General features: G+C 38.6%; 16 protein-coding genes. 7 read left to right on the top strand and 9 right to left on the bottom strand.

The genetic code is table 11. The features are described from left to right. Positions 1-89: 89 nt before the first annotated feature. Complete coding sequence (locus RHO12_00520) at positions 90-1034, bottom strand: IS3 family transposase (protein WVD67411.1); 945 nt, start codon at positions 1032-1034, stop codon at positions 90-92. Then, entirely contained in the window at positions 932-1438 is a 507-nt protein-coding gene (locus tag RHO12_00515; protein ID WVD66272.1) for a helix-turn-helix domain-containing protein, read from the bottom strand. Before RHO12_00515 ends, RHO12_00520 begins: the two co-directional genes overlap by 103 nt. 104 nt (positions 1439-1542) lie before the next feature. Here RHO12_00515 and RHO12_00510 point away from each other — a divergent pair. The 5 genes from RHO12_00510 to ade all read left to right on the top strand — a co-directional run bounded on the left by RHO12_00510 (position 1543) and on the right by ade (position 10028). Further along, positions 1543-2954, top strand: a protein-coding gene (locus tag RHO12_00510) for an IS1182 family transposase (protein ID WVD66271.1) whose coding sequence is annotated in 2 segments (ribosomal slippage) — positions 1543-2116 and positions 2116-2954 — 1413 coding nt in all. Because the reading frame shifts where the segments join, the coding sequence is not laid out codon by codon here. Positions 2955-3314: 360 nt separating this feature from the next. Then, positions 3315-4745, top strand: a complete 1431-nt coding sequence (gene sbcB, locus RHO12_00505; protein ID WVD66270.1) for an exodeoxyribonuclease I — start codon at positions 3315-3317, stop codon at positions 4743-4745. A 242-nt stretch (positions 4746-4987) separates the two neighbouring features. Continuing rightward, the gene (locus tag RHO12_00500) at positions 4988-6319 is read left to right on the top strand and encodes an NCS2 family permease (GenBank protein WVD66269.1); all 1332 of its coding nucleotides are present in this window, start codon (positions 4988-4990) and stop codon (positions 6317-6319) included. A 33-nt stretch (positions 6320-6352) separates the two neighbouring features. Next, the gene (locus tag RHO12_00495) at positions 6353-8176 is read left to right on the top strand and encodes an adenine deaminase C-terminal domain-containing protein (GenBank protein WVD66268.1); all 1824 of its coding nucleotides are present in this window, start codon (positions 6353-6355) and stop codon (positions 8174-8176) included. A 112-nt stretch (positions 8177-8288) separates the two neighbouring features. Then, positions 8289-10028 (top strand): adenine deaminase, encoded by a 1740-nt coding sequence (gene ade, locus RHO12_00490; GenBank protein WVD66267.1) that lies wholly within the window; start codon positions 8289-8291, stop codon positions 10026-10028. 77 nt (positions 10029-10105) lie between these two features. Here the strand turns inward: ade and RHO12_00485 are convergent. The 5 genes from RHO12_00485 to RHO12_00465 form a co-directional block, all read right to left on the bottom strand. Continuing rightward, positions 10106-11517 (bottom strand): IS1182 family transposase gene (locus tag RHO12_00485; protein WVD66266.1). Its coding sequence is split into 2 segments (ribosomal slippage): positions 10106-10944 and positions 10944-11517, totalling 1413 coding nucleotides; the frame shifts between segments, so codons are not numbered across the junction. 126 nt (positions 11518-11643) lie between these two features. Next, a complete protein-coding gene (locus RHO12_00480) occupies positions 11644-12399 on the bottom strand; it encodes an amino acid ABC transporter ATP-binding protein (GenBank protein ID WVD67410.1) in 756 nt (251 codons plus the stop codon). Positions 12400-12403: 4 nt separating this feature from the next. Then, positions 12404-13048, bottom strand: coding sequence for an amino acid ABC transporter permease (locus RHO12_00475; GenBank protein WVD66265.1), 645 nt, complete (start codon positions 13046-13048; stop codon positions 12404-12406). Between the two features lie 68 nt (positions 13049-13116). Beyond that, on the bottom strand, positions 13117-13914 hold the full coding sequence (locus tag RHO12_00470) for an amino acid ABC transporter substrate-binding protein (GenBank protein WVD66264.1): 798 nt from the start codon (positions 13912-13914) through the stop codon (positions 13117-13119). 227 nt (positions 13915-14141) lie between these two features. Continuing rightward, positions 14142-15011, bottom strand: a complete 870-nt coding sequence (locus tag RHO12_00465) for a pyridoxamine kinase (protein WVD66263.1) — start codon at positions 15009-15011, stop codon at positions 14142-14144. Positions 15012-15261: 250 nt separating this feature from the next. Here RHO12_00465 and nifJ point away from each other — a divergent pair, with 250 nt between their 5' ends. Together nifJ and RHO12_00455 are read left to right on the top strand one after the other, a co-directional pair. Continuing rightward, positions 15262-18804, top strand: a complete 3543-nt coding sequence (nifJ, locus tag RHO12_00460) for a pyruvate:ferredoxin (flavodoxin) oxidoreductase (GenBank protein ID WVD66262.1) — start codon at positions 15262-15264, stop codon at positions 18802-18804. Between the two features lie 106 nt (positions 18805-18910). Then, positions 18911-20322 (top strand): IS1182 family transposase gene (locus RHO12_00455; GenBank protein WVD66261.1). Its coding sequence is split into 2 segments (ribosomal slippage): positions 18911-19484 and positions 19484-20322, totalling 1413 coding nucleotides; the frame shifts between segments, so codons are not numbered across the junction. A 98-nt stretch (positions 20323-20420) separates the two neighbouring features. Here the strand turns inward: RHO12_00455 and dhaM are convergent. Both dhaM and dhaL read right to left on the bottom strand, forming a co-directional pair. Beyond that, positions 20421-20798, bottom strand: coding sequence for a dihydroxyacetone kinase phosphoryl donor subunit DhaM (gene dhaM / locus RHO12_00450; protein ID WVD66260.1), 378 nt, complete (start codon positions 20796-20798; stop codon positions 20421-20423). Beyond that, a complete protein-coding gene (gene dhaL / locus RHO12_00445) occupies positions 20795-21382 on the bottom strand; it encodes a dihydroxyacetone kinase subunit DhaL (GenBank protein WVD66259.1) in 588 nt (195 codons plus the stop codon). Before dhaL ends, dhaM begins: the two co-directional genes overlap by 4 nt. Between the last annotated feature and the right edge of the window lie 4 nt (positions 21383-21386).

Below are 21386 nucleotides of genomic sequence, written 5' to 3'. Positions count from 1 at the left end.
TTAATTAGCTAAAGCCTACTTAGTAGGCTTCAGATTGTTGACAAAGAACTCGCTTTTTTGAAGTGACCCCCAATAGTTGGACACTTTGGTTAAGTAGCTCGTAAGGCCTGGTTTCGGTATTCTACCGGAGTCAGGCCGTTTAATTTAACTTTAATCCGTTTCGTGTTGTAGTATTCTATATATTCTTCTATTTTTTCAATCAATTCATCGGCATCTTTAAAATGTTGCCCATGATACATTTCTGATTTTAATAGTCCAAAAAAGTTTTCAGCAACAGCATTATCTAAGCAATTTCCTTTTCTCGACATACTTTGCTTTATACCATTATCAGCGAGTTGCTTCTGATAAATGGGATTTCTATATTGCCAGCCTTGGTCACTATGTAGTAAGAGCCTTTGTTTGTTTTTTAATCGTGACAGTCCTTTTTTAAGCATATCGGTGACTAAAGTCAACCGTGCATTTTTAGCTATACTATAAGCAATCACTTCTTGGTTGTATAAATCAATAATGGGCGATAGATAAATTTTCTGTTCACTTACTTTAAATTCTGTGACATCGGTTACCCATTTTTTATTCGGTTTTGAAACGTTAAATTTTCTTTTAAGATGATTGGGGGCTGCTTTACCTATCTCACCACGATAAGAGCGATACTTTTTGACCCTTACTGTCGATTTAAGATTAAGCTCTCCCATTAATCGCTGTACTGTTTTATGATTGAGCTGACTCCCTTCATTCATTAAAGCTAAATGAACACGGCGATAACCATAACGTCCTTTATGTTCATGGTAAATCGCTTCAATACGCTTTAATTCCTTCTCATAAGGAGATGGCTCTTTCAACCTGTTAACATGATAATAAAATACACTTTTTGCCAGCTGTGTTACTGACAGCAAATACTTTAAAGGATGTTGAGATTTAAGTGCTAAAACAACTAACGTTTTTTCTTTGTTTGTTGACGTTTTGTTTGTCTTAGCTCCTCCAACTTTTTTAGAACAGCGTTTTCCGCTTGTAAATAAGTTATCTCTTCTTTTAATTCTTCAACTGTTTTTTCATCATTACAATGAGTCGATGCAATACGTGATGGCTTCATGGATAGTCTTCCTCTAGATTGATGTGCAAGCTCGACGAATCCTTTTTCACGGTATCTATTAAGCCAAGCTGACAAAATCCCTGGCGAGACTAAATTAAGCATGGCACTCGTGTACCTGAGAGACCAGTCATTTGCCCACATTAACTCCAGCGCTTGTAATCTTGCTTGCGCATCACGTAAATGCGATGTTGGTTGAAAAGAGTCATTACTATGAATCGCGACCACTTGCCCCCAATACCTTATTTGGCTAGAACATATAGAATATTTTTTCGAAAGTATTTCCGATGATACTCCTGATAAGAATTCATTAGCAATGCTAATTTTTAAATTTCGACTGTATTTTGACATAAAAAGACCCCCAGTAATTGGTTGTCCAACTATTGGGGGTCACTTCATTTTAGCGAGTTTTTTGATCTAATAGTGTGGTGTGTAACTATCAAAGGTATGTCCCGATGCTTAGAAAACCGACACCAGCAACCCCTGAAAAAATAGAAAAAATATCGCTCGAAGCCCTTGTTCCTCAAAACCACCTTGTCCGTAAAATTGCTAAGATTATTGATTTCGAATTTATTCGTGATGCAGTGGCGTCCCTTTATTGTAAGGATAATGGACGCCCGGCAGAAGATCCCGTCAGATTATTCAAAATTATGTTATTAGGTTATCTTTTCGGCATTCCCAGTGAGCGGCGATTGGTGCAAGAAATACAGGTTAACTTAGCTTATCGTTGGTTTTTGGGGATGGGATTAACCGAAAAAGTGATTGACGCGTCAACCCTAAGCCAAAATCGTCGACGTCGATTTAATGATAGTGACATTTATCAACAGATTTTTGATAATATTGTCGAGCAAGCTATCGCGAAAGGCTTAATTAGCGGCCGTATCTTATATTCGGATAGCACGCATCTTAAAGCCAGTGCCAATAAGGGAAAAGCATGTAATGAAAAGCGTATTATAGAGCCGAGCCAATATATTAATGAGTTAAATAACGCGATTGAGGAAGAGCGGGCTACACATGGAAAAAAGCCTTAGCGCCAAGGACGGAAACACGGTATAAAGCCGTTAAAATCAGCACCACCGACCGAGAAAGCGGTTTTATGCATCGGGAAGGCAAACCTAAAGGGTTCTTTTATCTTGACCACCGAACGGTTGATGGTAAACATAATCTAATTACCGATACGCATGTTACGGCGGGAAATGTTCATGATTCTCAACCTTATCTTGCTCGGCTCAAACGGCAGGTCACTCGGTTTAACTTTGCGCCTGTTGGTGTGGGTCTTGATGCGGGGTATTTTACCGCCCCTATTTGCCATTTATTGTTAGCTGAGCAGATATATCCCGTAATCGGTTATCGCAGGCCGAATCATGGCGCGAATGCCATACGAAAACGGCAGTTTATTTATGATAGTCAACGCGATACCTATACCTGCCCCAATGGGCAATCACTGATTTATAAAACAACAAGTCGAGAAGGTTACCGTCATTATCATTCTAAAGCATGTGTTTGCAAGCAGTGTCCGTTATTATCACAGTGTACACAAAGTAAAAATAGTTTGAAAATAATCACTCGCCATATCTGGGAAGCCGATAAAGAAAAAGCGAATGATATTCGTCTAAGTAAATGGGGTAAAAAAGTTTATGCGAGACGAAAAGAGACCGTCGAACGAAGTTTTGCTGACGCCAAACAACATCATGGACATCGTTATGCGAGATTTAGAGGGCTTGCTAAGGTGCAAATGCAGTGTTTGTTAGCCGCAACAGCACAAAATATAAAGAAAATAGCGCTAAAGCTATTTTTATTGCTCTATTTTAGGTCACTTTTGAATGGATTTAATAAAATTTCAATTAAAAATCGTATTTATGGCTAAAATAAAAAAATAAACCCCGAATAATATCGAGGTTTGTCAACAATCTGACTTTTTATTAAAAGTTTTAATCTAGTTAGTTTATTACATCATAACGAAATTGAAACGCAATAGTTCCTTTTTGTGTTATTCTAACGCTTAATCCATCGCCATCTATTATTTCTGGTGATCCTGAGTATGGTTTATTTGATATCGTTCTTAATTTAGTATCGCTAAGAACCATAATTATAATCTGTACACAATCTAAAAGTTAATTATGTACTCAATGTGTACAAAATAGCAAAAAAACTTAAAGCAAAAATAGTGAAACAAACCTTATAAATAAAGGTTTATACAAATAAACAAGCCCAATTAAATACATTTATGAGCGATATTACACAACCTAGCTTTTACTTTCATGATTATGAAACGTTCGGGACAGATCCTGCTTTTGATCGCCCTGCTCAGTTTGCGGGAATACGAACTGATCACGAGCTAAATATCATTGAAGAGCCATTAATCATTTATTGTAAGCAGGCAACAGATTACTTACCTAATCCAGAAGCGGTACTTATTACAGGAATTACGCCACAAGAAACGATTAAAAGAGGCATATGCGAATCTGAATTTGCACAAAAAATTCATGCAGCATTTAGTCAGCCAAATACTTGTATTATTGGCTACAATAATATTCGCTTTGATGATGAGGTTTCACGGAATATTTTTTATCGTAATTTTTATGATCCTTATGCGTATAGCTGGAAAAATGGTAATTCAAGATGGGATCTATTAGATATTGTTAGAGCCTGCTATGCTTTACGCCCTGAAGGTATTAATTGGCCCACCAATAAAGATGGTTATGCTAGTTTTCGTTTGGAACACTTAACTACCGCCAATAATATCAGTCATCAACAAGCTCATGATGCGATGTCTGATGTTTATGCAACAATTGAGATGGCTAAACTCATTAAGCAACAACAGCCTAAATTATTTGACTATTTTTTCCAACTGCGCAATAAAAATAATATTATAAATTTAATTGATATTGTAAACATGACACCATTAGTTCATGTATCTGGTATGCTAGGCGCTCACCGAGGTAACACCACATTGGTTGTACCTATTTTATGGCATCCTAGTCAAAATAATGCCGTTATTGTATGTGATTTGGCTGGCGATATTGATCTGCTTCTATCATTAGATGTAGAGCAAATAAAAGATCAACTATATACAAAAAATGAAGATTTAACCGATGGTGAATCTCGTATTCCACTAAAATTAATTCATATCAATAAATGCCCAGTTATCGCACCAGTAAATACATTATCGTCAGAAAATGCTAACCGTCTATCAATAAATTTAGCTAATTGCCAGCAAGCATTAAGCAAAATTATTGCAGCTAGAGAGCTTCTTCAACAAAAAATTCAACTCGTTTTCTCTGAGCAACCGACTTATAAAACAGATCTTGATGTTGACGGACTGATCTATCAAGGTTTTTTTGATCAACATGATAAATCGCTAGCGGAGCAAATCCGCGAAACGGATCTTGATCAGTTAAATTCGTTAACGATTAATCCTCATGATAATCGATTAAAAGCGCTTTTTTTTAGATATAAAGGGCGCAATTACCCTGAACAATTAAGTGATAATGAAAAAATTCAGTGGCAGGATCATTGTCGAGATAAACTAAATAGCGAAGTCATTCACCATTATTTAGTGACCCTTGAAAACTTAGCACTACAGTACCAGCACCAACCAAAAAAATTGGCGCTGTTGAAAGATCTTTATAATTACTGTCAATACTTAGCTTGCTAACTATTTGATATAATAAGTATTAATTCTTATTTAGCCTTTACAATTATAAAAATAAATTATTTTTTATAATTGCGGTTGAATATATTTCGGATCTATTGCTATAATTCATCCCGCTATAGCGACTATTATTAGCGTACGCCGCGCCAAAGTGCCTATATGCTACCTCAATTAGATTAAATGATTTGTAAACCTCTTTACAGTTATCAACACTTATTTCTAATCCAATCATCTGGAGTTTTTCCGTGAAGACAATTTATTCGACGTCGATCAAGAATCGATCGTTTTTAGATCGCTATTTTCAATTTCAGGAAAAAAAAACCTCTTTAAAAACTGAACTTGTTGCTAGCTTTACCACTTTTATTACCATGGTTTATATCATCTTTGTTAATCCTAAGATTCTTGGTGACACAGGCATGGACTCACAAGCCGTATTTGTAACCACCGCATTAATTACCGGTGTTGCCTGTATGGCAATGGGAATTATTGCAAAATTACCGATTGCACTAGCACCAGGCATGGGGATCAATGCTTATTTTGCTTATGTTCTTGTCGGCTCTATGGGGTTAACTTGGCAAACAGGTATGACCCTTATTTTCCTTGGAGCGGCAGGACTATTTTTACTCTCCGTCTTTCGCCTCCGTTATTGGATGATTGCCAATATTCCTTTTTCTATTCGTATCGGTGTAAGCAGTGGTTGTGGCTTACTTATTACGTTAATTGGATTACATAATGCTGGCATTATTGTCGCTGAACCTAATACTATGGTTAAATTAGGTAACCCGACGTCAATTCCATTTATGCTTGGCTGCCTAAGTTTTTTACTGGTAGTTATACTGGCTCAACGCGGTTGGAACTCATCGATTTTAATCTCATTTATTGTTGTGACGCTAATTGGTTGGGCAATCGATCCTAACGTTATATACCATGGTGTAATCAGTATTCCCCCTGATATTTCAGGGGTTGTCGGGCAACTAAACTTTCAGAATATTTTTGAAATATCATTGGTCGGCATTATCATTTCAGTGATGCTAATTAATTTATTTGAATCATCAGGTACATTTATTGCAGTTACCGATAAAGCAGGGCTCGCGGATGAAAATGGCCGTTATCCTAATCAACAACGTTCACTTTATGTCGATAGTACCAGCTCAGCACTCGGTGCTGCCATGGGAACCTCCGCGGTCACCGCTTATGTTGAAAGCGCTTCAGGTGTGGCTGTTGGTGGTCGAACAGGTATGATGGCCGTTGGTGTGGGGATCTTATTTTTATGCTCAATTTTTTTATCTCCGCTGGAAAAAATGGTACCACTTTATGCAACAACAGGTGCATTAACTTATATTGGCGTCTTGATGGCGTCTGATTTAGCTAGAGTTAAATGGGATGATTTAACCGAATCAGTACCAGCATTTGTCTGTACTATCATGATGCCATTTACTTTTACTATCACAGAAGGGATTGCAACGGGCTTTATTACTTTCGTATCAATGAAAGTTTTTACAGGCAAATTCAAAGAGTTAACCGCATGTACGATCGTGATGGCTATCTTATTTCTAGCCCGCTATATTTTACTTTAAAAATTTAGTTTATAAACAATAGGACACACTATTATGACTTCGATGTATAAAGAAGATATCTGTGAAATGATTGACGCTGGCGCGGCTAAAATTCCCGCTGATTTAGTGATTACTAATGGTCAGCTAGTGAATGTAAATTCAGCCGAAATATACCAAGCTGACGTCGCGATTTATAAATCACGCATCGTTGCAACGGGCGATGTATCGGGTTATGTTGGCGCGAAAACTAAAACCATCGATGCAAAAGGTAAATACATTGTACCCGGCTTAATTGATGGTCACTTACATATTGAGTGCAGTAAATTATCCATGACCAGCTTCGCTAAAGCGGTATTGCCTCATGGCACAACTAGTATTATTTCTGGTTTAGATCAGTATATTGTTACCGCTGGTCTTGACGGTATTCAAGAGATTTTACAAGAGATTGATAACACGCCACTTAAAGTATTTTGGGGATTACCATTTTTAACACCTTATACGCTACCCCAAAGCAACGTCGGCTTTAATGTTACCGCTAAAACCCATGCTGAAGTGCAGAAATGGCCTGAAGTATTTGGCGTTTGGGAAACGGTAAGTGAATTTATTGAGAACCAGCATAGTGATGTGATGAAAGCAATTGAGTATGCACGCATTAACCGTTTACCTATTTTTGGCTGTGCACCGATGACGCGAGGCCATAAGTTAAACTCAATTCTATGCGCGGGAGTTCGCCTTGACCACGAAAGTTATGATCATACCGAAATGATGGAAAAAATTCGCAAAGGTATGAATGTGATCATTCGTGAATCATCCATTTCTCATTTTCTTGAAGAGAATGTTAAAGTTATCACTCATTTAAACCCACGTTTATCACGTCGTGTTAGCTTTTGCACTGATGATGTCATTGCGTCGGATATTGTGAATAATGGACATATGGATAAATTAATTCGTATGGCAATTGCCAATGGCGTTGACCCTTTGACAGCAATTCAAATGGGATCGATTAACGCAGCCGAAGCCTATCGCATTGATCACTTAGTCGGTTCAGTATCACCTGGGCGTTTTGCTGATATTTTACTGGTGGAAGATCTGGTTAAATTTGAAATTGATACTGTGATCGCTAAAGGTCAATTAGTTGTTGACAATAACCAAACTGTTTACAATTTTGTGCCCCCAAAACGTAGCAATGTTTTATTACAAAGTATGAAACTAAAACCAGTTACCGCTGATGACATGACAGTAAAAACTAATACAAAGGAGAATAAAGTACAAGCGTTGTCATTAGATGTTGATTTTGATATTCCCTTTGTTCGTCGTGGCCGTCAAGTGGAACTTAATGTTAAAGATGGCATAGTGCTACCTGACGTCAATAATGACGTAATTTATGCAACCGTTATCGAACGTTTTGGTAAAACAGATTGTCTGCCTAAAGTTGGCTTTTGTTCTGGTTGGAAATTAAAATCAGGCGCAATGGCCAGTTCATGTGCACCCGACGATAATAATGTGGTTTGTATCGGCACTAATTCTGACGATATGGCAATCGCAATCAACTATCTTGCGGAAAATGGCGGTGGTCAAGTTATCGTTGACGGTGGAAAGGTGGTTGGCTTCTTATCATTACCGATTTGTGGCATTGTGTCTGATCTTGATCCCCATACCATGGCCGCGGAAGAAGAAAAGCTACTACAGCTTGCTCGTAAACTTGGTTGTGATCTGCCAGATCCGCTATTTTATATGTGTTGTTTACAAATTACCGCGATCCCGGATTTTGCCATCACCGATCTAGGGGTCATTGATTTTCACGATCAGGCGGTTATGGACCCAGTATTTAAATGTGGCTGTACCCACGGTAAATTACATCCAAAATGCCACCATTAATTATCGGGTTGCTATAAGAAAAGTATAAGAAAAGTGTAATAAAAGTAATAGGTAATGAATAATACCTATCTTATTTATGATATAGAAATAGTGAGATATGAAAGAGGTTACAGTGAAAAAACGACAACAGTTAAATGACCTTATTGATATGGCGGCAGGTAGAAAAGACGCCGACCTTTTAATCACCAATTGTAAAGTGATTGATGTTTATAACCAGCTTATCGTTGATGGCCCCTTAGCTATCGGTCATGGTAAAATTGTCGGTTATGGTGCCGATTATACAGCGAAAGAAATAATCGACGCAAATGGCGGCTACGTTCTGCCTGGTTTAATTGATGGTCATGTCCACATAGAGTCATCATCGCTAACCCCACCTCAATTTGCCCGTTGCATTTTACCTTTTGGTACCACAACAGTTATTGCCGATCCTCATGAAATCGGTAATGTTTGTGGCTTAGATGGCATTCGTTATATGTTAGAAGCATCGCGTAAGACGCCATTAAATGTACAGATAATGCTGCCCTCTTGTGTTCCGGCAACGCCTTATGAACAAGCTGGCTGTACGCTTGAAGCCGAAGATTTAGTCAAATTAATTAATGAACCGGGCGTTAAAGGCTTAGGCGAAGTAATGGACTACCCTAGTGTAATTAATCATGATGAAAAAATGATGAATAAACTCTGGATGGCAAAAGATCATGATCGCGTGATTGATGGTCATAGCCCTGGTGTAACGGGTAAAAACCTTACCGCTTATGTTATGGGAGGTATTATGACTGACCACGAATGCAGCACTCAACAAGAGATGTTAGAGCGTATTCGGCTAGGCCAATATGTCTTATTGCGAGAAGGCTCTACCTGTAAAGATTTACTTAATTTATTATCCGCAATTACACCAGCGAATGCCCGTCGCTGCGTGCTTTGTACGGATGATCGCGAGCCAGCAGATATTTTAGCAACGGGTCATATTAATAAAAGTTTAAGACTTGCTGTGGAAAATGGTTTAGATCCACTCATGGCAATAAGCCTTGCCACCCTTAATGCCGCCGAATGCTTCCGTCTCAAAGATAAAGGTGCTATCGCACCAAACTATGATGCTGACCTCCTAATCGTTGATAACCTAAAAGATTTTACCGCCAAACATGTTTTTGTTGCTGGTAAAGAGATCGCTCGCGATGGTAAATTGTTAGTCGAATGGCCTGATTATATATCGGATACCGTACTTAATACTGTCCGCTTGCCTAAACTCATAGCTCAAAGCTTTACGCTGCCATTATCAACAGAGAAAGTCAATGTTATCGGTGTAAAGCCAGGAAGTGTGGTAACGACTCACTTACAAATTGAGGTCAATAAAGACAGTGAAGGTAATTTTGATGCAAGGTTAAATCCAGGATTAAATAAACTAGCGGTAATTGAGCGCCACCATGCAACTGGCAACATTGGTCTTGGTATTTTAGCCAATTATGGCTTAAAAGATGGTGCGATTGCAGTATCTGTCGCTCATGATTCCCATAACTTAGTGGTTGTCGGTGATAATGACGCCGATATGCTAGCAGCCGTTAAAGATGTTGAGGCGATGGGCGGTGGATTTTCATTATGCCAAAATGGTCGAGTATTAGCCAATCTAGCCTTACCTGTCGCGGGATTAATGTCGGATAAACCGGCACAAGACGTTGCGGATGCGCTGCATAATATGATTAAAGTAGCCAAAGAGTCTTTTGGTATTAATCCAGATGCTCACCCGTTAATGACGCTTGTATTTATGACCTTACCGGTTATTCCTGAGTTAAAATTAACCTCTACGGGTTTATTCGATGTTAAAGCCTATCAACCGATTGAGCTATGCATTAAGTAAATAAGAAAAATGGCGCTTATTGCGCCATTTCAGATTGCTGACAAACCTCGATATTATTCGGGGTTTATTTTTTTATTTTAGCCATAAATACGATTTTTAATTGAAATTTTATTAAATCCATTCAAAAGTGACCTAAAATAGAGCAATAAAAATAGCTTTAACGCTATTTTCTTTATATTTTGTGCTGTTGCGGCTAACAAACACTGCATTTGAACCTTAGCAAGCCCTCTAAATCTCGCATAACGATGTCCATGATGTTGTTTGGCGTCAGCAAAACTTCGCTCGACGGTCTCTTTTCGTCTCGCATAAACTTTTTTACCCCATTTACTTAGACGAATATCATTCGCTTTTTCTTTATCGGCTTCCCAGATATGGCGAGTGATTATTTTCAAACTATTTTTACTTTGTGTACACTGTGATAATAACGGACACTGCTTGCAAACACATGCTTTAGAGTGATAATGACGGTAACCTTCTCGACTTGTCGTTTTATAAATCAGTGATTGCCCATTGGGGCAGGTATAGGTATCGCGTTGACTATCATAAATAAACTGCCGTTTTCGTATGGCATTCGCGCCATGATTCGGCCTGCGATAACCGATTACGGGATATATCTGCTCAGCTAACAATAAATGGCAAATAGGGGCGGTAAAATACCCCGCATCAAGACCCACACCAACAGGCGCAAAGTTAAACCGAGTGACCTGCCGTTTGAGCCGAGCAAGATAAGGTTGAGAATCATGAACATTTCCCGCCGTAACATGCGTATCGGTAATTAGATTATGTTTACCATCAACCGTTCGGTGGTCAAGATAAAAGAACCCTTTAGGTTTGCCTTCCCGATGCATAAAACCGCTTTCTCGGTCGGTGGTGCTGATTTTAACGGCTTTATACCGTGTTTCCGTCCTTGGCGCTAAGGCTTTTTTCCATGTGTAGCCCGCTCTTCCTCAATCGCGTTATTTAACTCATTAATATATTGGCTCGGCTCTATAATACGCTTTTCATTACATGCTTTTCCCTTATTGGCACTGGCTTTAAGATGCGTGCTATCCGAATATAAGATACGGCCGCTAATTAAGCCTTTCGCGATAGCTTGCTCGACAATATTATCAAAAATCTGTTGATAAATGTCACTATCATTAAATCGACGTCGACGATTTTGGCTTAGGGTTGATGCGTCAATCACTTTTTCGGTTAATCCCATCCCCAAAAACCAACGATAAGCTAAGTTAACCTGTATTTCTTGCACCAATCGCCGCTCACTGGGAATGCCGAAAAGATAACCTAATAACATAATTTTGAATAATCTGACGGGATCTTCTGCCGGGCGTCCATTATCCTTACAATAAAGGGACGCCACCGCATCGCGAATAAATTCGAAATCAATAATCTTAGCAATTTTACGGACAAGATGGTTTTGAGGAACAAGGGCTTCGAGCGATATTTGTTCTATTTTTTCAGGGGTTGCTGGTGTCGGTTTTCTAAGCATCGGGACATACCTTTGATAGTTACACACCACACTATTAGATCAAAAAACTCGCTAAAAAGCGAGTTCTTTGTCAACAATCTGAAATGGCGCTTATTGCGCCATTTTTTGTTCTAATATCCTATTGAATCACTTAAACATTGAGCTTAAAAATTCTTGTGTGCGTTGGTTTTGTGGGTTGTCAAACAACAATTTGGCAGGGCCAGATTCAACAATAACACCTTTATCCATAAAAAGTACTGTATTAGCAACTTCTCGAGCAAAGCCCATCTCGTGAGTTACAATTACCATGGTCATTTTATCTTCCGCTAATTGCTGCATAGTCTTTAACACTTCCCCGGTTAATTCGGGGTCTAATGCTGATGTCGGTTCATCGAATAGCATAATATCTGGTTGCATTGCTAAAGCTCGAGCAATAGCTACACGTTGTTTTTGACCTCCAGATAATTGTGAAGGATAAACATCTTCCTTATTCAACAAGCCAACTTTGGATAATAGTTCTCTTGCTAGCGGTACAATTTCCTCACGTTTCATCTTTTTGACAACCATTGGTGCTTCAATAATATTTTGCAATACTGTCATATGCGGGAAGAGATTAAAGTGCTGAAAAACCATACCCATTTTGCTACAAATTCGTTTAATTTCGCGTTCTGGTTGATAAATAGCTTGATTAGCAATGCTATTTTTCACCATCCATTCGCTTTCAATTGCAATATTGCCTGAATCAATCTGCTCTAGATGGTTTAAACAACGTAATAGCGTTGATTTTCCTGATCCAGATGAACCAATAATTGCTACAACTTCTGAGTTAGCAACGGACAAATCTACCCCTTTTAGCACCGCTAAACTACCAAATGATTTATAAATTTGCTCAGCACAAATCATGTTATTAGTCATCGTAGCGGGCATAGTATCTCTCCAGTTTTTGATATAGCCAAGTCAAAATAAGCGTCATTAACAGATAAAATACCGCTGCAATAAAAAAGGGGGATAAATCAAAATCACGCTGAACGAGTTGATAAGCGACACGCATCAAGTCTTGTAATGCGATAACATATACCAACGAAGTGTCTTTAACTAAAGTGATAGTTTCATTACTAAGTGGTGGAAGAATTTTTTTTACCATTTGTGGCAATACAATTCGCCACATCGTCTGGCTATAATTCATGCCTAGAGTTTTCGCTGCTTCATATTGCCCTTTATTTACACCTTGAATACCTGAGCGGAAAATTTCAGCAAAATAGGCCGCATAATTTAACGCAAAGGCAAGTGCTGCAGTTGAAAAACTATCAAAACGAATTTTTAGCATCGGTAAGGCAAAATAGATAAAAAATATTTGTAGCATTAACGGCGTACCACGCATTAGCCAAATATAAGCATTTACCAAATATTCTAATAGTTTTATTTTAGACAAACGCATTAATGCTAATAACAATCCAAACGGAATGGATAGCAATAGTGTAATAAAAAACAGACCCAGTGTCAGTTTTGCACCAACCCATAATTGTGGGCCGATTTGCAATAAGTAATCCATCTATATTCCTATAAAAACAACAACGCAGTCCAATAACGGGCTGCGTTAAAAAATAGTCTTGCTAAGCGTTATTTTGTAACATCTTTACCAAACCATTTTTTTGAAATTCTAGCCATAGTACCATCAGCTTGCATACTGTCTAATGAATTCTGAATTTTTTGTTGTAATTCAGTATTACCTTTCTTGAAACCTATCCCGTATTGCTCTTGGCCAAAATTATCATCCAATACACGGTATTGATTCGGTTTTTTAGCTACATAGTAGCGACCAACTACTTCATCAACAACAACGGCATCAAGACGCTGATTGCTTAAATCTAACAGCGCGGTCACATTATCTGCGTACTGGTTCAAAGCAGCAAATGATGCGTGAATAGGATCGGTATTAACTGCATTAAGTGCACTGCTACCATTTTGTAACCCAATAATTTTGCCAGCTAAATCAGCTTTATTATGTATATTACTATCTGGTGCAACGACAATAATTTGGTGATTAATCATATAAGGCTTGGAAAATAAAACATTATTTTCTCTCGCATCGGTAATGGTTAAACCATTCCATAATGCATCAACCCGTTCGCTATTAAGTTCAGCTTCTTTAGCTGACCAATCAATCGGTTTAAATTCAACATCTAAATCGGCTCTTTTCGCTGCCTGACGGGCTAAATCGATGTCAAAACCCACCAAATTGTTTGATTCATCACGAAATCCCATTGGGGGGAAATTATCATCAAGACCAATAACAATAGTTGTAGCGTTTATATTTGAAGTTTGGCTTTCACTACCTTGTTTTTGCTTATTATCACATGCGCTTAAAACAAAAACGGTACAAAAGACAATGATCCATAGATGAAAATATTTACGCATAAGACCCCTCAAAATAATAGTAGCAAACCTAGATTAAAAACCTGCGCGCTAATGCTATCTTATGTCTCTCAATTTATCCAGTAACTATTAGTTATTTTGTCATAAAATAAACTAATAATTACACAGAAATAGAACAAACATGAATAACACATCTAATTTTGCTGATAATTTAATCAGTTGTTAATATTTTAGTTATATCATCGGCAAAGTGTAAAATAGCTTGAATACTATTTTTTTTCTTGGAGTAATAAACCAAGATCGGATAATCCTGCCTCAAAATTAACACCATAGCGCACATCACTCGCAGCCGCTTTGGTTCGTTTTATACTACTAACCGTAAATGCTATCGCTATTGTGATTGCCTCTACTAATGGTTTATGGTTAAGTAATGCTGCCAATAGTGTACTCGCAAAAATATCACCCGTACCGTGATAAACGCCAGCAATTCGGTCGGCAAAGCGATAGATAATATTATCTGAACGCTGTTCGTAAGCGGCTACGCCGATTTGTTGTTCATTGCCAATTAAATAAACCCCTGTCAGTACGACCAATTTAGGCCCTAATTTAGCAAGACGTTTAACTAGCGACTCAATATAAGCTTTGGTATAAGGACCTTCTTGATATGGCTCATCAAGCATTAAAAAAGCTTCAGTCATATTAGGTTTTATAATATCAGCTGATTGACAAAAGCAAGCCATTTTATGGGGAAAATCAGCCGCAAAATTAGTATATAACTTTCCGTGATCGCCCATAACTGGATCGACAAAAATTAAGGTATCTCTTTGTTTCAGTCGATTAAATAGTGTCGTAATAATATCCAGTTGTTTTATAGAGCCTAAATAACCAGTATAAATGCTATCAAATTTGAGCGATAACGTTTGCCAATGATCAACAATAGGTAATATATCATTAGTTAAATCTCTAAAAGTAAACCCCTCAAATCCACCAGTATGAGTTGATAATATCGAAGTGGGGATAATTGCGGTTTCAATACCTGCGACGGATAAAATAGGTAATGCGACAGTTAGTGAACATCGACCAACACATGAAATATCATGTACTGCCAGTACTCGTCTTTGCTGTTTGTCACTTTGCATGAATGATGCCTAATTGAATAAATTATTTTACCTGAAAGCATAATGATAATAATAATTAAGCGAAAAGCCAATAACTTGTTATGCCAATCTATACTCAAACTAGAAATAGTTTTATCAATACATTTGGTAAGGTTACTTTTAATGAAAGTTTTAATTGATTAATTGCTCAAAGTTTTTTGAGTTTCTGCTACAATACATCGTTATAACACGAGCAATAATGTCATTATTCGATAAATAGAAGGTTCTTTTAATGATTACAACAGATGCAAATAGCGCGGTATCTTCCGTTGCTTATCGCGCTAACGAAGTCATTGCGATATATCCTATTACACCAAGTTCAACAATGGCAGAGCAAGCGAGTACTTGGTCGGAGTTTAGTAAACAAAATGTATTTGGCGACATCCCTAAAGTCATTGAAATGCAATCGGAGGCTGGGGCGATTGCAACGGTACATGGCGCCTTAATGACAGGAGCGCTTGCGACGACATTTACCTCATCGCAAGGCTTATTATTAATGATCCCCTCGCTATATAAAATTGCAGGTGAATTAACCCCATTTGTCCTTCATGTCGCAGCCAGAACTATTGCAACTCACGCATTATCTATTTTTGGTGATCATTCTGATGTTATGGCCGTACGTCAAACAGGCTGTGCCATGCTTTGTGCAAGTTCAGTACAAGAGGCGCAAGATTTTGCCCTCATCGCACAAATCGCTTCGTTTACTAGCCGAATTCCATTTATTCATTTTTTTGATGGTTTTAGAACCTCTCATGAAATTAATAAAATTACACCAATTAGTGATGAGGTGATTAAAAATTTACTTCCTAGCAGCTCGATTGCAGCTCATAGAGCTCGTGCATTAACCCCTGATGCACCGGTTGTCAGGGGAACATCGGCCAATCCAGATACCTATTTCCAATGCCGCGAAGCGATTAATAGCTATTATGATAATACTTATCAATATGTTGTCGATGCAATGGCGGCATTTGAGAAAGAAACAGGCAGAAAGTATCAACCATTTGAGTACTATGGTGCGAAAGATGCCGATAGACTGATTATCTTAATGGGATCGGCTATTGGCACCGCAAAAGAAGTTATCGACAATTTGCTTGGTCAAGGCGAAAAAGTAGGGGTTGTCGTAGTAAGACTATACCGCCCTTTTTCTGCTAAACATCTGCTAGAGGTAATCCCTTCATCAATAAAGAAAATTGCGGTACTTGACCGGACGAAAGAACCTGGGGCACTTGCTGAACCACTTTATCTTGACGTTATGACCGCCTTTGCTGAAGCTTTCTCACGAGGAGAGCGCAAATATCTCCCTATAATTATTGGTGGTAGATATGGTCTCTCCTCAAAAGAGTTTGATCCACGCTGCGTATTAGCAATATTTAACGAACTTAATTTAGATAACCCTCGCCCACGCTTTACCGTCGGTATATTTGATGATATAACAGGACTATCATTACCGTTACCGAATAAATCAATTAAACAGAAATCAGCCTTGGAAGCCCTCTTCTATGGGTTAGGGAGTGATGGGACGGTTTCGGCAACCAAAAATAATATTAAAATTATTGGTGATAGTTCTCCTTTCCATGTTCAAGGTTATTTTGTCTATGACTCGAAAAAAGCAGGCGGCTTAACTGTTTCGCATTTACGTGTTAGCCTTGAGCCAATTGAATCATCTTACCTTATTGATAGTGCTCATTTTATTGGCTGCCATCAAGACCAGTTTATTGATAAATACCAAATTGTTCAGCATTTAAAAGACGATGGAATTTTCTTACTCAATACACCATATAGCAAAGATGAAGTCTGGCATCGTTTGCCAAAAGAAGTACAGGCTGAGTTAATTAAAAAACGTGCTCACTTTTATATTATCAATGCGGCAAAAATAGCCCGTGAGTGTGGACTTGGTGCACGAATTAATACCGTTATGCAAGCTGCCTTCTTCTATTTGGCTGAAATATTCAAAAAGGATTTCACTACTGAAAAACTGAAAGATATTGTTGCTAAAGCCTATAATAGTAAAGGGCAAGAACTTGTCGAGCGTAACTGGAAAGCCATTGATATGGCAGTAAGCTCACTTGAAAACATTCCATTAATGTGTGTGGATAAAAATAGCAAATCAATGCCGCCAATTGTCCCCAACAATGCACCAGACTTTGTTAAGACTGTCACTGCTGCTATGTTAGCAGGTATTGGTGATAGCCTGCCCGTATCCGCTTTTCCACCCGATGGTACTTGGCCAGTTGGCACAACTAAATGGGAAAAACGTAACATTGCCGATTCTATTCCTATTTGGCGACCCGATCTATGTACACAATGTAATCACTGCGTTGTGGCTTGTCCTCACGCAGCCATACGCGCTAAAGTTGTCGCACCACAAGAGATGGAAAATGCACCTGCAACGTTAAGCTCATTGGAAGTCAAAGCGCGAGATATGAAAGGCCAACGCTATGTATTGCAAGTTGCACCAGAAGATTGTACTGGTTGTAATTTATGTGTCGAAGTTTGCCCTTCTCGTGATCGTAATGATTTTGATATCAAATCGATTAATATGGCATCACGCATTGATAATCTTGCCGCGCAAAAAGAAAACTATGACTATTTTATTAGTCTTCCTGATCGTGACCGAAATACGATTGAACGTATTGATATTCGAACATCACAATTACTAACACCATTATTTGAGTACTCAGGAGCCTGTGCTGGTTGCGGTGAAACGCCTTATATTAAACTCCTTACTCAACTTTATGGCGCCCATCTAGCAATTGCCAATGCGACCGGGTGTTCATCTATTTATGGCGGTAATTTGCCATCAACACCGTACACTACTGACAAAAATGGCAGAGGACCTGCTTGGGCGAATTCACTATTTGAAGATAATGCTGAATTCGCTTTAGGTTACCGTCTAACGTATGATCAACATAAAAATCGGGCATTACGGTTACTTAACGAAGTCGCAGCAGAAGTGCCACCAGATTTAGTGGTTGGTATAAAATCATCCGAAACATCATTAAATGAAAAGCGTCAATTAATCGAAGCATTACGGCGACAGTTAACAAGCTTAATGTCACCAGCGGCCAAAGAATTGCAAGTCAATGCAGACTACTTAATTGATAAATCTGTTTGGGCAATTGGCGGAGATGGCTGGGCATACGATATCGGCTTTGGTGGGCTTGACCATGTGATGAGCTTGACTGAAAATGTGAATATTTTAGTATTAGATACACAATGTTATTCAAATACTGGCGGCCAGCAATCCAAAGCAACACCAATGGGCGCAGTATCTAAATTTGCCGATTTAGGCAAACAAAAAGCACGTAAAGATTTAGGGGTGAGCATGATGATGTATGGTCATGTTTATGTAGCACAAATTGCTCTTGGAGCACAGCTTAATCAAACAATTAAAGCATTGCAAGAAGCGGAAGCCTATAATGGCCCATCAATTGTGATTGCTTATAGTCCTTGTGAAGAGCATGGTTATGATTTAGCTAAATCTCACGAACAGATGAAAGATTTAGTAAAATCAGGTTTCTGGTCGTTATATCGATATGATCCACGCAAAGCGTTAGACGGGCAATCAGCACTTAGCCTTGATTCAAGGCCGCCGAGCAGCGATATGCTGAGTGAAACGTTGCTTAAAGAGCAGCGTTTTAAACGGCTGGAGACATTGGAACCAATAACGGCCGAGAAACTTCATTTGCAGGCAAATAAAGCGGTAAATGCGAAGTATAAGTTCTTACAACTATTATCAACTTATAACGAAGCCGAAACCCCACCTGAAGCATAATAACAAGCCCTGGATAGCAGGGCTTCAGATTGTTGACAAAGAACTCGCTTTTTAGCGAGTTTTTTGATCTAATAGTGTGGTGTGTAACTATCAAAGGTATGTCCCGATGCTTAGAAAACCGACACCAGCAACCCCTGAAAAAATAGAACAAATATCGCTCGAAGCCCTTGTTCCTCAAAACCATCTTGTCCGTAAAATTGCTAAGATTATTGATTTCGAATTTATTCGCGATGCGGTGGCGTCCCTTTATTGTAAGGATAATGGACGCCCGGCAGAAGATCCCGTCAGATTATTCAAAATTATGTTATTAGGTTATCTTTTCGGCATTCCCAGTGAGCGGCGATTGGTGCAAGAAATACAGGTTAACTTAGCTTATCGTTGGTTTTTGGGGATGGGATTAACCGAAAAAGTGATTGACGCGTCAACCCTAAGCCAAAATCGTCGACGTCGATTTAATGATAGTGACATTTATCAACAGATTTTTGATAATATTGTCGAGCAAGCTATCGCGAAAGGCTTAATTAGCGGCCGTATCTTATATTCGGATAGCACGCATCTTAAAGCCAGTGCCAATAAGGGAAAAGCATGTAATGAAAAGCGTATTATAGAGCCGAGCCAATATATTAATGAGTTAAATAACGCGATTGAGGAAGAGCGGGCTACACATGGAAAAAAGCCTTAGCGCCAAGGACGGAAACACGGTATAAAGCCGTTAAAATCAGCACCACCGACCGAGAAAGCGGTTTTATGCATCGGGAAGGCAAACCTAAAGGGTTCTTTTATCTTGACCACCGAACGGTTGATGGTAAACATAATCTAATTACCGATACGCATGTTACGGCGGGAAATGTTCATGATTCTCAACCTTATCTTGCTCGGCTCAAACGGCAGGTCACTCGGTTTAACTTTGCGCCTGTTGGTGTGGGTCTTGATGCGGGGTATTTTACCGCCCCTATTTGCCATTTATTGTTAGCTGAGCAGATATATCCCGTAATCGGTTATCGCAGGCCGAATCATGGCGCGAATGCCATACGAAAACGGCAGTTTATTTATGATAGTCAACGCGATACCTATACCTGCCCCAATGGGCAATCACTGATTTATAAAACAACAAGTCGTGAAGGTTACCGTCATTATCATTCTAAAGCATGTGTTTGCAAGCAGTGTCCTTTATTATCACAGTGTACACAAAGTAAAAATAGTTTGAAAATAATCACTCGCCATATCTGGGAAGCCGATAAAGAAAAAGCGAATGATATTCGTCTAAGTAAATGGGGTAAAAAAGTTTATGCGAGACGAAAAGAGACCGTCGAACGAAGTTTTGCTGACGCCAAACAACATCATGGACATCGTTATGCGAGATTTAGAGGGCTTGCTAAGGTGCAAATGCAGTGTTTGTTAGCCGCAACAGCACAAAATATAAAGAAAATAGCGCTAAAGCTATTTTTATTGCTCTATTTTAGGTCACTTTTGAATGGATTTAATAAAATTTCAATTAAAAATCGTATTTATGGCTAAAATAAAAAAATAAACCCCGAATAATATCGAGGTTTGTCAGCAATCTGAAGCCCTGGATAGCAGGGCTTGTATTTTTAATCGTATTAAATAGTTTAATTTTACATTTCTTCAACTTCCGCTATCACATCATCTAGATTATTTAAATCTGTGATCTGCACAGCGGTAATAAATGCCCCTTCCACTAATGGCGCATCAACCAAAGAGACTTTACTTTGTACTTCGCTCGTTAGCATATCGATTGCCATTTCAGCGCTTAATACCGCGCTGCCTAAATCGGTAAAAATAAGTATTTTTTCACTTTCCGATTCAGCAATAATCGCATCATAAATGGTAATAGGATTAGTGCCAAATGCACCATTTTCCATACCACCAGCTGAAATGGCTGTAACATTATTATTATTGGCCATACCGTCGATCATATGCTTTAGACCATCGGTTATCATTTTACTATGAGCGACTAAAATTAAACTTATCATACTAACTCACCTGCTAAATTATGTATCATCGTTGTAAATAGGTACCCACTAGAAACGGTCCCTGGGTCTAGATGCCCAATTGAACGATCACCTAAATAAGATGCCCGTCCTTTCGTGGCTTTTAAATCTTTAGTTGCAATAATAGCATTGTCTATTGTTGCCTGAGTTAGTTGTTTAGCTTTTAGCGCATTTGCCACAGCAAACCAAATATCGACCATCGTTTTTTCATTAAACGTCGCTTTTCCTCTAGATTGAATGCCTTCTGCGCCAGCCAAAATTAATTCTGAGAGCTGCTCGCTTTCATTAGCTTTTTTCGACATAGCAATAAAAGCGCTACCATACAAAGGACCAGAAGCACCACCGACATTGCTCATTAATGCCATCGCTGCAACTTTAAATGTATCCGCAACAGTTGCAGGTTGTTTTTCTTTTAACTGTTGCTGCATAGCTGTCACACCACGAAACATGTTATTGCCATGATCACCATCACCAATTGGCGTATCAAGCTCGCTTAGATAAGCTTTATTATCCATAATAGACCTAGAGAAATCATTTAACCAATTTAGCACTTCTTGTACATTCATAAAA

The organism is Orbaceae bacterium lpD02, from assembly GCA_036251875.1.
Classification (GTDB): Bacteria; Pseudomonadota; Gammaproteobacteria; order Enterobacterales; family Orbaceae; genus Orbus; species Orbus sturtevantii.
This window is presented reverse-complemented; position numbering and strand designations above follow the sequence as displayed.

Bases quoted from the DNA above. Each gene is read 5' to 3' on its own strand.
- nifJ (WVD66262.1), top strand. From the start codon at position 15,262: ATGATTACAACAGATGCAAATAGCGCGGTATCTTCCGTTGCTTATCGC.
- RHO12_00465 (WVD66263.1), bottom strand. From the start codon at position 15,011: ATGCAAAGTGACAAACAGCAAAGACGAGTACTGGCAGTACATGATATT.
- RHO12_00495 (WVD66268.1), top strand. From the start codon at position 6,353: ATGACTTCGATGTATAAAGAAGATATCTGTGAAATGATTGACGCTGGC.
- RHO12_00470 (WVD66264.1), bottom strand. From the start codon at position 13,914: ATGCGTAAATATTTTCATCTATGGATCATTGTCTTTTGTACCGTTTTT.
- RHO12_00475 (WVD66265.1), bottom strand. From the start codon at position 13,048: ATGGATTACTTATTGCAAATCGGCCCACAATTATGGGTTGGTGCAAAA.
- sbcB (WVD66270.1), top strand. From the start codon at position 3,315: ATGAGCGATATTACACAACCTAGCTTTTACTTTCATGATTATGAAACG.
- dhaL (WVD66259.1), bottom strand. From the start codon at position 21,382: ATGAATGTACAAGAAGTGCTAAATTGGTTAAATGATTTCTCTAGGTCT.
- dhaM (WVD66260.1), bottom strand. From the start codon at position 20,798: ATGATAAGTTTAATTTTAGTCGCTCATAGTAAAATGATAACCGATGGT.
- RHO12_00515 (WVD66272.1), bottom strand. From the start codon at position 1,438: ATGTCAAAATACAGTCGAAATTTAAAAATTAGCATTGCTAATGAATTC.
- RHO12_00480 (WVD67410.1), bottom strand. From the start codon at position 12,399: ATGATTTGTGCTGAGCAAATTTATAAATCATTTGGTAGTTTAGCGGTG.